Here is a 12,298-nt window from a genome sequence, read left to right as displayed (position 1 = left end):
GGAAGGGTGTGGGGGCGGAGGCGTGTCGCGGGGCGCGCACCGCCTCCGCGGGGCTACTTGTTGACGGTGAAGCCCTGGTCCCTGCCGTACTTGACGCTGGTCTCCTGCCAGGCCCGCAGGCCGTCGGTGAGCTTCGTCGAGGAGACGTACGCCTTGCCGACGGTGTCGTTGAAGACGGAGTTCGCGTACACCTGGAAGGGCAGGTAGGACCAGTCGGCGCCGACGTTGCGGGCGGACTCGGCGAAGATCCGGTTGGCCTGCTGGCCGCCGAAGTACGGGAACTTCGTGTCGAGGAAGGCCTTCGACTCCAGGTCGGCGCGGGTGGCGGGGAAGGCGCCCTCGGCGACGCGGGCGCTCGCGCCGGCGCCGGTGGTGGCGAACTCGGTGAAGGCGTACGCCAGTTCCTTGTTCTTGGCGGCCTTCGGCACGGCGAGCGAGCTGCCGCCGTTCTCGGCGGTCGTCTTCTCGCCCTTCGTCCACTGCGGCAGCGGGGCGACCCGCCAGTCACCGGAGGCGGAGGCGACACCGGAGGTGAGGTTGGCCGGCATCCAGGCGCCGATGGAGAGGGTGGCGATGGAGCCGTCGGCCAGTCCCTTGTACCAGGCGTCGCTCCACGAGCTGACCGGCGAGACCAGCTTCTCGTCGAGCAGCTTCTGCCAGGTGGCGGCGTACTTCCGGGTGCCCTCGTCGTCGAAGTTCACGGTGACGTCGGTGCCGTCGGTCCGGTACGGGCGGCCGCCGGCCTGCCAGATGAGGCTGGTCGTGGCGCCGGCGTCACCGGTGTCGTTGGTGATGAAGATCTTCGGGTCGGCCTTGTGGAGGGTGCGGGCCGCCTCCACGTACTCGTCCCAGGTGGCCGGCACCTCGATGCCGTGCTTGTCGAAGACCTTCTTGTTGTAGAAGAACGCCATCGGGCCCGAGTCCATGGGCAGGGCGTGGATCGCCTTGTCGTCGGTGACCGCGTTCCACGGGCCGGGGGTGAAGGTCGTGCCGTACTTCTGGGCGCCGTAGGGGGCGAGGTCCTCGACGGCCTTGCCGATGGAGAACTGGCCCAGGGCGTAGTACTCGACCTGCGCCACGTCGGGGGCGCCGGAGCCGGCCGCCATCGCGTTCTGCAGGGCGGTGTACTGCTTGTCGCCGGTGCCCGCGTTGACCAGCTCGACGTCGACCTTGGGGTACTTCTTCTCGAAGTCCTCCACCACCTTCTCGAGCGTGGGCTCCCAGGCCCACACCGTCACCTTTCCGCCCTTCTCCAGCGCGGCGTTGATGTCCTTCGGGGAGCCGCCGGCGCCGGTGTCCTCGCTGTCGGAGCCGCAGGCCGTGGCGGTCAGCGAGAGCGTGGCGAGAACGGCGAGTGCGCCGAGCAGTCTGCGGGTGGTGTGCGTACGCATGGAGGTGCTCCTGGTCGGTGGTGCGGGTGGGGAGGGACTTCCGGAAGGGGACGGGACGGGTCAGGCTTCCCTTGGGGGTACGACGGAGTGGCGCCGTGGCCGGTGCACGGGGCGGGCTGTCATTCCTTGACGCTGCCCGCGGCCAGGCCGGACTGCCAGTACCGCTGGAGCAGCAGGAAGACGGCCACGATCGGGACGATCGTCAGCAGGGAACCGGTGACGATGAGGTCGAAGACGGCCTCGCCGCCGGCCGTCTGGGCCTGGGCGTTCCAGGCGTTGAGGCCGAGGGTCAGGGGGTACCAGTCGGGGTCCTTGATCATGATCAGCGGCAGGAAGTAGTTGTTCCAGGTGGCGACCATGGAGAACAGCAGCACGGTGACGGTGCCCGGCACGAGCAGGGGCAGCGCGATCGTGAAGAAGGTGCGCAGCTCGCCCGAGCCGTCGATGCGCGCGGCCTCCAGGAGCTCGGTGGGGACGGCCTCGGCGGCGAAGACCCACATGAGGTAGAGCCCGAAGGGGGAGATCAGGGAGGGGATGATGACGGCCCAGGGGGTGTTCGTCAGGCCCATGTTGCTGAACATCAGGAAGGTGGGCACCGCGAGGGCGGTGCCGGGGACGGCCACGGCTCCGATGACGACCGCGAAGACCGCCTTGCGGCCGGGGAAGTCGTACTTCGCGAGGGCGTAGCCGCCGAGGACGGCGAGGACGGTGGCGCCGCCCGCGCCGGCGGCGACGTACAGCATCGTGTTGAGCAGCCAGCGGACGAAGACGCCGTCGTCGTAGGTGACGGTGCGGGTGATGTTGTCCCACAGGTTGAAGTCCTCGGCGAACCACAGGCCGAACGAGTCGAGTAGTCCCCGCTGGCTCTTGGTGGCGTTGATGACCAGCCAGGCGAGCGGGAGCAGGGTGTAGACGAGGACGAGGCCGGTGACGAGGGTCAGCGGGATGCTGGGGCGCGGGTGGAGCGGAGTGTGCGGGAGCCGCTTGCGGCGCCTGCCCGTGGCGGGGCGTGTGCGGTGCGTGGAGGGGGCGCCGCCGGTCCGGGGCTCCGTGGCGGAGGGAGTGGGCTCGGCCGCCGAGGTGGTCATGGGGGTGGTCATGGCTCAGCCCTTCCGCATGCCGCGCAGCTGGACCGCGTAGGCGATGATCGCGGTGATCACGCCCATCACGATCGCCACGGTCGCCGCGTAGTTGTGCTGCCGGCCCGCGAAGGACAGCGAGTACGTGTAGAGGTTGGGGGTGAAGTCGCTGGTGATGGCGTTCGGGGCGAGCTTCTGCAGGATGCTCGGCTCGTTGAAGAGCTGGAAGCTGCCGATGATCGAGAAGATCGTGGCGATGACCAGTGCGCTGCGGATGGCCGGCAGCTTGACCGAGGTCACGACCCGCCACTCCCCGGCGCCGTCGATCGCCGCCGCCTCGTAGAGCGAGCGGGGGACGACCTTCAGGGCCGAGTAGAAGATCAGCATGTTGTAACCGACGAACTCCCAGGTGACGATGTTGCCGATCGAGGCCAGGACCAGGGAGGGCGAGAGCGGGTCGGGCAGGGTCACGCCGAACGTGTCGTTGATGTTGCCGACCAGGCCGAACTGGTTGCCGTACATGAAGCCCCAGATGAGGCTGGCGACGACGGCGGGGACGGCGTACGGGAGGAAGATCGAGACGCGGAAGAAGGTCTTGCCGTAGAGGCGGCCGCTGTCGATCGCGAGGGCGGCGAACAGCGCGATGCCCAGCATGACCGGTACCTGGATCAGCAGGAAGAGACCGACCCGCATCAGGCCGTCCCAGAAGCGCGGGTCCGTCAGGGCCTCGCCGTAGTTGTCGAGACCGACGAAGGAGGTGCCGCCGATGAGCCGGTCCCGGAACAGGCTCAGGTATCCGGCGTACCCGATCGGCGCGAGGAAGACGAGACCGAAGACCGCGACGAACGGGCCGGCGAAGCCCCAGCCCACGAGGGCCTCCTTGCGGAGGCGGCGGCGGGCTTGTGGGCGGGGCGGTGGGGCTGCCGTAGCGCGCGTCGACAGAAGCGTCATGGCGTGGGTCCTAGCGTCGGTGACCGAGCGGTCCGGAGACGGGGAGCGAGGTGGCCCTGTGGCCGAGATCCGACCCGGCGGGAGGGCTGGCCGATGAGAAATGTTTACGTAATCATCGGTAGCGTGATGGTGACATTCCCGCTGAGGGGCGTCAAGCACGAAGTGACAGCGAAGGAGAGGGACATCGGGTGACCGAGCAGAACGCGACCGGTCGGTCGGCGGCAGCCGCGAACGAGGGCCGGCGGGGGGTGCGAAAGGCACCGCGCCGCGTCTCCATGGCGGACGTCGCCCAGCGGGCGGGGGTGTCGTCGCAGACGGTGTCCCGCGTCTCCAACGGCGACGCGGCCGTCGTCGAGGCCACCCGGCAGAAGGTCCTCGACGCGATGAAGGAGCTGGGCTACCGGCCCAACAGCGCGGCCCGCGCCCTCAAGAGGGGTGAGTTCCGGGCCATCGGCGTCATCACGATGGGGCTCACCAGCACGGGCAACGTCCGGACCCTGGACGCCATCGCCGGCTCGGCGTCCCGCGCCGGCTACGCGGTGACGCTGATCCCGCTCGACGCGCCCACGCAGGACAACGTCAAGGGGGCGTTCACCCGCCTCGACGAGCTGGCGGTCGACGCGGTCGTGCTGATCATGGAGGTGCACCTGCTCGACGCCGCCGCCCTCACCCTGCCGCCGCACGTCAAGGTGGTCGTGGTGGACTCCGACGCCACGGGACGCTTCCCCGTGGTGGACACGGACCAGCGGCAGGGCGCCCGCGCCGCGGTGCGGCATCTGCTCGGCCTCGGCCACGGCACGGTGTGGCACGTCGCGGGACCCGAGGAGTCCTTCGCGGCGGGCCGTCGTGCGGACGCGTGGGAGGCGGCACTGCGCGAGGAGGGGCGCACGGTGCCCCCCGTGCTGCGCGGGGACTGGACCCCCGAGTCGGGGTACGAGGCCGGGCTGCGGATCGCCGACGAGGCCGACTGCACGGCGGTGTTCGTGGCCAACGACCAGATGGCCCTCGGGGTGCTGCGCGCCCTCCACGACCGCGGCGTACGGGTCCCCGACGACGTCAGCGTCGTCGGCTTCGACGACATCCCGGAGGCGGCCTCCTTCATCCCGCCCCTGACCACGGTCCACCAGGACTTCGCCCAGGTCGGAGCGTGGTGCGTCGACGCGGTCCTGCGGGAGCTGGCGGGCGAGGAGGTGACGGGGGTACGGCTGGTGGCGACCACGCTTGTGGAGCGGAGCAGTACGGCGGGCCCGGGCGCGCGGGGACGGTTGGACTGAGCCGGGGGAGCGGCTGGGCTGTCGGCGGCGGGGGTACGCGGGTCGGGCGCCGCGCGGCGACGGCCTGAACGCCTCTCCTGCCCGGGCTGTTCGTGGGCTCGGCATGTTCGCGTAAACATGCCGGCCGGTCACACTTCGGGGGGATCTCGTCCGAGTCCTTGACAGCCCCCGCGACCGCTTCCACACTCTGGTCCGAAGTGCTCGTGTTTACGCGAACATGGCAAGGCGCGGCGATCGCCTCCGGTCGGACACGTCGGCCCCAACTGCCCGATCACCCACGGTCGGTGACGCCACATCAACCCCGGTCGGTCACGCCGGTCCTCCCGACACCCCGGTCGGTGACGCCGGCCCACCGACACCCCCCAGACCACGAGGTACGCGATCATGCGACGCACATCCTCGGGGACGGTCACCGCGCTCTGTGCTCGGCCGTCTGACCGCCGTACCCCTCACCCGGCCGCGCACCCTCGGCAATCAGCGAGCAACCCCCGACTCAGGGAGACCGACCATGCGCCCCACCCGTGAACGACCCCCGACCCGTGTGCGCAGGAGCGGCGCGGTCCTGGGCGCCGCCGCCGTGGCCGCGCTCCTCGCGACCGGCCTCACACCCGTGACCTCCGTGGCGGCCGAGACCGGGCAGGCGGTGACCGTCCGCCCCGACCCCAGCTACCAGCAGCAGCCGTTCGAGGGGTGGGGGACCGCGCTCGCCTGGTTCGCCAACGTGACCGGAGGCTGGCCGGACGCCCAGCGCAACGCGCTCGCCGACGCCCTCTACGGCGCGGACGGCCTCGGCTTCACCATCGCCCGCTACAACATCGGCGGCGGCGACAGCCCCGAGACCACTCCCTACATGCGGCCCGGCGCCGCCGTCCCCGGCTGGTGGAACCGCCCCGGGCCTGAGGCCCCCGACTGGTGGGACCCGGGCAACCCCGCCCACTGGAACCCGAACGCCGACGCCAACCAGCGCTGGTGGGTCACCGCCGCGAAGGCGCGGGGCGCCGACACCTTCGAGGCCTTCTCCAACTCCGCGCCGTACTTCATGACGAACAGCGGTCTCGTCTCCGGAGCGCAGGACCCGAACCGCGACAACCTCCGCTCCGACCAGTACGAGCGGTTCGCCGCGTACCTCTCCGGCGCCATGAAGCGCGCGCAGAGCGCCACCGGCGTCACCTTCGACTCCCTCTCGCCCCTCAACGAACCGAACACCGACTACTGGCGCGCCGGCGGGCGGCAGGAAGGCTCCCACTGGGATCCCGCATCCCAGGCGCGCATGATCACCACCATGCGCGCCCGGCTGAACGCCGACGGCGTCACCACCCCGCTCGCCGCCATGGACGAGACCAACCCGAACATCTTCCGCACCGACTGGGACACCTACGACCCGGCGGTCAAGTCCGCCGTCGGCAGGCTCAACACCCACACGTACGGCACCGGCGGCCGTACCGGAGCCCGTGACATCGCCAAGGGCACGTCCATCCCGCTGTGGATGTCCGAGGTGGACATCGGCGGCAGCGTCGGGCAGAGCTTCACCGACATGAGCCCCGCCCTCGACCTCACCCGGCGCGTCAACGACGACTTCCGCGAGCTGGAGCCCCGCGCCTGGGTCCTGTGGCAGGCCGTCGAGGACTACGAGAACATGACGCCGGGCCGCGAGAACTCCAACTGGGGCCTCATCCAGACCGACTTCACCCCGGCCGACGCCGCCACCGAACCCCTCCGCAAGAACAAGAAGTACTGGGCGATGGCGAACTACACCAGGTTCGTCCGACCGGGCGCCCGCGTCATCAACACCGACAACGCCGACACCTTCGCCGCCCTGCGGCCGTCCGGCCAGGGCGCGGTCGTCGTCCACACCAACCCCACGGGTGAGCCCCAGCGGCTCACCCTGAACCTCGCCGGGTTCCAGAACGTGGGCACCGGCGCCGTCCAGCGCTACACCACCGACGGCACCAGGAACCTCCACCGCGAGAGCGACCTCAGCACCGCGGGCAGGACGCTCACCGCCACCGTGGGCGCGGGCTCCGTCACGACGTTCGTCCTGCCCTCCGCGACGGGCGTGAACGTCTCCGACACCACGGCTCCCACCGGCGCCCCGCGGCAGCTGCTCAACGACAACAGCGGCAAGGCCCTGACCGTCGACACGAGCAACGGCCGGAGCACCCTGGTCCAGCGCACCTCGAGCCCCGGCAGCGCGGCGCAGCGGTGGACGTTCACCAAGCTCTCCTCGACCGACTGGGGCAACACCGCGGCCTACCGCATCACCAGCGCCGCCGACGGCAGGGCGCTCGCGGCCCAGGGCGACGCCCTCACGCTGGTGACCCCGGGCACCTCCGCCGAACAGAAGTGGATGCTGTCCACCACGGGCGACGGACACCACACCCTCGTCAACAGTGCCGGCGGCACACTGCTCGACGTCAGCGGCCGGTCCACCGGCGACGGCGCGCCCGTCGGCGTCTACCGTCCGACGACCGGGTCCAACCAGTCCTGGACCCTCCGCTCCGTCGCCGCGGACACGTGGACGCCGCTGCGCGTGCGGCACAGCGGCAAGTGCCTCGACGTGGCCGGCGCCTCCACCTCGGACGGCGCGCAGGTCGTCCAGTACACCTGCGGCGGCGGGACGAACCAGCAGTGGTCCCTGCGTCCGGCGGGCGGTGGGTACGTCAACGTCGTCGCCCGGCACAGCGGCAGGTGCCTCGACGTCACCAACGAGTCGACCGCCGACGGCGCGATCGTCTTCCAGTACGGCTGCAACGGCGGCGCCAACCAGCAGTGGTCGGTGCACAGGTCGTCCGACGGCTTCCTCACCCTGCTCGCCCGCCACAGCGGCAAGTGCCTGGACGTGAGCGGCGTCTCCACGGCGGACGGCGCCGATGTCGTCCAGTACCGCTGCGGCACAGCCGCCAACCAGCAGCTCACCACCTCCTGAGGGGCCGTGGCCGGTCCGGCGGCAACCAGGCTCCCGGACCGGCCGCGCCCCCCACGGCGGGTCAGCTCACGGCGGTGATGGTGTTCCAGCCGCTGGTGCCCACGACGGTGTTCGTGCCGGCGGCGACGTCGGCGTAGAAGGTGAGGGTGCCGGTCCCGGTGGTGGTCCACATGTCGGCCGTACCGTCGAGATTCGCGTCGGCGGCGCCGGCGATCAGTGGCCGGTTGGTCGTGGTGAACGCCCAGCCGATCTTGGTACGCGTGCCGAACCTGGTGCTTCCGTCGTAGCGGTAGAGGTTGCCGTCACGGGTGTCGCGGACGAGCAGGTCGGGATGGCCGTCCTTGTCGACGTCACCGGGCGCGGTGATCGTCATGGGCGACCAGCCGCTGCTTCCGATCTCCTGCGGGCCCCATACGGCGGGCAGGACGGCCGCGCCCCAGTCGTTCTCGTAGAGCCACAGCTTGCCGCCGGCGGAGACCACGAGGTCCGGGTGACCGTCGCCGGTCATGTCCCCGGCGCTGACGACCTGGGCATCGGTCGGGAGGCCGTCGGCGACGACGGTGGGAGGTGCGAGACGGGTGCCGATGAAACGGCTCGGGTAGACGCGCAGCTGGGTGCCGACGCGTGCCACGACGTCTTCGAGACCGTCGCCGGTCCAGTCCCCGCGATGGGTGATCGCCGCCCCGAGCCAGCCGCTCGTGCCGATCTCCTCGTAGCCGGAGGCGACGCCGTTCAGCCGGTGGACCGCCGTGCCGCCCTTTCCGTCACCGTGGTAGAGGCGCAGGTGTCCCGCGCTGTCGATGGCGACCAGGTCCGGCCTGCCGTCACCGCTCAGGTCGCCGGCCACGCGCTCGCCGCCCAGACGCGCGACCACCGGGGCGTGGTCGGAGAAGCCGGTCACGGGCTCGCCCACCTCGTTCGGCGAGGTGTCCATCCGGCTCTCGTCGATGGCGCACGAGGAGAACGCGCTGCCTTCGTCCCGCCGGGTGACGAAGAGGTGGTCGTACTCGTGCCAGGTGTGCTCATCGCTCGTGTTCCACCCGTGGTGGGTGGTGCCGTCGACGCAGTTCTCGTAGATGTCGGTCAGGGGCTTGAGCTCCTGCTCGTAGACGCCTCCGCCGATGTAGGCCCGTTCGGTGGGCCGGTTGAAGTCACCGCCCAGAGCGACGTACTCCAGCTGGTGCTGGGCCCGGAAGTTCTCGACGAACTCCTTGACGTTCGCGATCTGGCCCCGGACCCGGGGGTCGGCCGTGTTCGTGGCCGCGATGATGTGCGTGTTGCACACGCCGACCGACTTCCCCCCCAGTGCCACGCACTGGACCGGCAGCGACAGCTTGTCCTGGGCCGGGATGGTCTCCGGGACGGCGTTCTCGGCGTCGGCCGCGCTGATCGTGCCCTTGACGGCGATCAGATTGCCGAGCCTGCCTTTCGTGCCGTTGCCGAACGCTTCGCCCCTGCAGGCGCTGCCCCACTGATCAGCGGAGGGGTCGGCCGTGTCGTCCCCCCGCCTGGCCGACGTGAAGAAGAAGCTCCATGTCGTCCCGGTCTCCTGGAGGGCCTTCTCGAGTTCGGCCTGGTGGGTTCCCGGGCCGAGGTTCGCGGGGAGCCCCGCCGGTGTGCCGCATACCTCCTGGAGCACGACGGCGTCCGCGTTCCGCTCCTTGATCAGCTTCGCGATCTCCCGGGCCTTGAGAACGTTCTCGTCCCCGATGACCGTCCCCGACTCGTCCTTGATGAGCCGGCGGTAGGGACAGAAACCGGCACTTCCCCTGGGGGAACCGGCCTCACCGCAGATGTTCCAGGAAACGACCGTCACAGCCGGTGGTGCGGTGCTGGGCGCGACCGCCGCTGCCGTCGCGGGGAGGCCGACCAGTGCTATGGCGCTGACCAGGGCTCCCGTCACGAGCCGCGTGAATCTCATCTCTGTCCGTCCGTCAGGCGCACGGAACGCGCCCGCCGGCACGCGGCTGTTCACGGTGTGCGGTGTTCACGTCCCGGGCGCACCGTCTTGTCGATGTACCTGCCGGATACTCGCATGCCACCGCCCGCGACCGGCAGGCGGTGGGGCTCATGGCGGCCTGCGCGTCAGGCCAGTTCGGTGAAGGTCTCCACCGCGCCCGTCTTGCCGGTGACGACGATGATGTCGCCCTCCTCGACGACCGTGTCGGCGGTGGCGTAGGTGAAGTCCTCGCCGGGGCGCTTGATGCCGACGACGGTCACGCCGTACTCGCTGCGCACCCTGGACCGGCCGAGCGGCTGTCCGGTGGCCACCTTGGGGGCGACGGTCTTGACGAGCGCGTAGTCGTCGTCGAACTCGATGAAGTCGAGCATGCGGCCGGTGACGAGATGGGCGACGCGTTCGCCCATCTCGTGCTCGGGAAGGACGACATGGTGCACGCCGAGGCGTTCGAGGATCTTGCCGTGCTGGCGGCTGATGGCCTTGGCCCAGATGTTGGGGACGCCGGCTTCGAGGAGGTTGGAGCTGACGAGGATGCTCGCCTCGATGTCGCTTCCGATGCCGACGACGGCGCTGGAGAACTCGTGGACGCCGAGCTGGTTCAGTACGTCCGGGTCGGTGGAGTCCGCGACGGCCGCGTGGGTGAGGCCGTCGCTGTACTTCTGGACCAGGCGGGCGTCGGTGTCGATGCCCAGGACGTCCCAGCCGCGGCGCATCAGCTCGTTGGCCAGCGAGCTGCCGAAGCGGCCGAGACCGATGACGGCGACCCGCTGGTCGCCGGTGGGCCGGTGTTTGTCGGTGAGCCGCTTGCCGCGCCGCTTGCGCAGGTTGTGGAGGTAGTCAGCCAATGACGGGTCGCTCCTCGGGCAGTTCGTACCGTCGCGTGCGTTCGCGCAGCGCGAGCGCGGAGACCAGGGTGATGGGACCGATGCGTCCGATGAACATCAGGACGACGAGGATGAGCTGCCCGAACGCGGGCAGGTCGGCGGTGATGCCCGTGGACAGGCCCACGGTCGCGAAGGCGGACACGACCTCGAACAGGACGGATTCGAACGGCGCCTCGCTCACCGAGAGCAGCGCGAGCGTGGCGCTCATGACCATTCCCACACCGAGGAGCGCCACCGTCAGGGCCTGGCGCAGCACGTGCGGGGCGAGGCGGCGGCCGAGGACGACGGAGTTCGGCTCGCCACGCACCTCGGCGAGGATCGCGGCGGCCAGGACGGCGAAGGTGGTGACCTTGATACCGCCCGCGGTGCCCGCGCTGCCGCCGCCGATGAACATCAGCATGCACGTCAGCAGGAGGGTGGACGCGTGCATGGCGCCGATGTCGAGGGAGTTGAAGCCCGCCGTGCGGCTCATCGACGAGTGGAAGAAGCTGTTGAGGAGCTTGCCCCAGAAGTCGTGCGCGCCGAGCGTGCCCGGGTTGGTCCACTCCAGCAGGCCCGTGAGCACCGTGCCGATCACCAGCAGCACGACCGAGGTGATGACCGTGAGCTTGGTGTGCAGCGTCCAGTTCTTCCGGCCGGTGGTGCGGGCGCGGTTGCGGTGGCGCAGCATCTCGAGGAGCACGGGGAAGCCGATGCCGCCGAGGATGACGGCGACGGCGATCGGCAGGGTGACCCACGCGTCCTGGGCGTAGCGGGTGAGGCTGTCCGCGTGGAGGCCGAAGCCCGCGTTGTTGAACGCCGACACGGAGTGGAAGAAGCCGAGATAGGCGGCCTCGCCGACACCGTTTCCGTACCCGAAGCGGAACCGCAGCGCCAGGAAGGCGCCCACGGCGAGCTCGACCATCAGCGTGGTGCCGGCGACGCCGAGCAGGACGCGGCGTACGTCCCCGATGCCCAGGCTCTTCGTCTCGGCCTGCGCCGTCAGCTGCATCCGCAGCCGCAGCCGGCCGGAGACAAGCAGGGCGAGGAGCGAGGCCATCGTCATGATGCCGAAGCCGCCGACCTGGATCAGCGCCAGGATGACGCCTTCGCCGAAGCCGCTCCAGTACGTACCCGTGTCCACGACCGCGAGACCCGTCACGCAGACGGCGGAGGTCGAGGTGAACAGGGCGGTCAGGAGACCGGGGCCGTCACCGTCCTCGGCCGCGAGGGGCAGCATGAGCAGGACCGTGCCGAGCGCCACGACGCCGGCGAAGGCGAGGACGACGGTCCGGGCGGGATGCGTGGAGAAGAACGAGCGCGCGCGGTGACGCGTGGTGATGACCACGGCTCCCCTGCCTCCTTCTCCCGGATGCGCCATGCCTCTCGTACCGGCGGCGTACCGGCGACGCACCGATGGACGACCGTCACGTTACCCGCGCCTCCCGTGCCAGGGCCGCATGCCGCCGCCTGCGCCGCGGTCATGCCGCGGGCGGACGGCGATCGTCCTATGACCCGGGACGAAATCGAACGCGGCTGTCTCCCCGGGCTTCGCGGGCGGTCGGTGTGGGCTGGTGGTCGTGACGACGCCCGGACGTCCGGGGCTCGGTCGATCCGGGACGATCACGGCCACGCCATGAACCGGCCGCCCCCACCATGGACGGCGGTTGACGCCTACCGCTGTTCCCACTCGGTCCGGGTGAGTTCGTACGCGACCTCACCGTGTTCGGAGCCCGCGATCGCCCCGGACATGCCGCGATCCTCACCTGGGCCGACCGGGCCTGCCACCGGTTTTGCGGCCGACGGCCGTATCGGCGAAGGCGGCCCCGACGGGGGTCGTGGTGTCCGGGTGGA

8 protein-coding genes are annotated in these 12,298 nt (G+C 70.6%); 2 read left to right on the top strand and 6 right to left on the bottom strand.

Going from position 1 to position 12,298, the window contains the following annotated elements; all coding sequences use genetic code 11:
* Nucleotides 1-53: 53 nt before the first annotated feature.
* The 3 genes from ACZ4VK_RS12460 to ACZ4VK_RS12450 form a co-directional block, all read right to left on the bottom strand.
* A complete protein-coding gene (locus tag ACZ4VK_RS12460) occupies nucleotides 54-1,391 on the bottom strand; it encodes an ABC transporter substrate-binding protein (protein ID WP_468351303.1) in 1,338 nt (445 codons plus the stop codon).
* A 119-nt stretch (nucleotides 1,392-1,510) separates the two neighbouring features.
* Entirely contained in the window at nucleotides 1,511-2,491 is a 981-nt protein-coding gene (locus ACZ4VK_RS12455) for a carbohydrate ABC transporter permease (protein ID WP_468351301.1), read from the bottom strand.
* Nucleotides 2,492-2,494: 3 nt separating this feature from the next.
* The gene (locus ACZ4VK_RS12450) at nucleotides 2,495-3,421 is read right to left on the bottom strand and encodes a carbohydrate ABC transporter permease (protein WP_468351299.1); all 927 of its coding nucleotides are present in this window, start codon (nucleotides 3,419-3,421) and stop codon (nucleotides 2,495-2,497) included.
* A gap of 275 nt (nucleotides 3,422-3,696) precedes the next feature.
* Between ACZ4VK_RS12450 and ACZ4VK_RS12445 the strand changes: the two genes are divergently transcribed.
* Nucleotides 3,697-4,695, top strand: a complete 999-nt coding sequence (locus tag ACZ4VK_RS12445; protein WP_468352026.1) for a LacI family DNA-binding transcriptional regulator — start codon at nucleotides 3,697-3,699, stop codon at nucleotides 4,693-4,695.
* Between the two features lie 508 nt (nucleotides 4,696-5,203).
* Entirely contained in the window at nucleotides 5,204-7,621 is a 2,418-nt protein-coding gene (locus ACZ4VK_RS12440) for an RICIN domain-containing protein (RefSeq protein WP_468351297.1), read from the top strand.
* A 61-nt stretch (nucleotides 7,622-7,682) separates the two neighbouring features.
* Here the strand turns inward: ACZ4VK_RS12440 and ACZ4VK_RS12435 are convergent, their stop codons facing one another.
* From ACZ4VK_RS12435 to ACZ4VK_RS12425, 3 genes are all read right to left on the bottom strand, one after another.
* Nucleotides 7,683-9,542 carry an FG-GAP-like repeat-containing protein gene (locus ACZ4VK_RS12435; protein ID WP_468351295.1) on the bottom strand — a complete coding sequence of 620 codons (1,860 nt, stop codon included), beginning with the start codon at nucleotides 9,540-9,542 and terminating at the stop codon, nucleotides 7,683-7,685.
* A gap of 164 nt (nucleotides 9,543-9,706) precedes the next feature.
* Complete coding sequence (locus ACZ4VK_RS12430) at nucleotides 9,707-10,426, bottom strand: potassium channel family protein (RefSeq protein ID WP_468351293.1); 720 nt, start codon at nucleotides 10,424-10,426, stop codon at nucleotides 9,707-9,709.
* A complete protein-coding gene (locus tag ACZ4VK_RS12425) occupies nucleotides 10,419-11,792 on the bottom strand; it encodes a TrkH family potassium uptake protein (RefSeq protein ID WP_468351292.1) in 1,374 nt (457 codons plus the stop codon). Before ACZ4VK_RS12425 ends, ACZ4VK_RS12430 begins: the two co-directional genes overlap by 8 nt.
* Nucleotides 11,793-12,298: the final 506 nt, after the last annotated feature.

This window comes from Streptomyces sp. NPDC028711 (genome assembly GCF_055565415.1).
This window is presented reverse-complemented; position numbering and strand designations above follow the sequence as displayed.

Coding starts and splice junctions, on each gene's coding strand:
- ACZ4VK_RS12460 (WP_468351303.1), bottom strand. CDS start 1,391: ATGCGTACGCACACCACCCGCAGACTGCTCGGCGCACTCGCCGTTCTC.
- ACZ4VK_RS12455 (WP_468351301.1), bottom strand. CDS start 2,491: ATGACCACCCCCATGACCACCTCGGCGGCCGAGCCCACTCCCTCCGCC.
- ACZ4VK_RS12450 (WP_468351299.1), bottom strand. CDS start 3,421: ATGACGCTTCTGTCGACGCGCGCTACGGCAGCCCCACCGCCCCGCCCA.
- ACZ4VK_RS12445 (WP_468352026.1), top strand. CDS start 3,697: ATGGCGGACGTCGCCCAGCGGGCGGGGGTGTCGTCGCAGACGGTGTCC.
- ACZ4VK_RS12440 (WP_468351297.1), top strand. CDS start 5,204: ATGCGCCCCACCCGTGAACGACCCCCGACCCGTGTGCGCAGGAGCGGC.
- ACZ4VK_RS12435 (WP_468351295.1), bottom strand. CDS start 9,542: ATGAGATTCACGCGGCTCGTGACGGGAGCCCTGGTCAGCGCCATAGCA.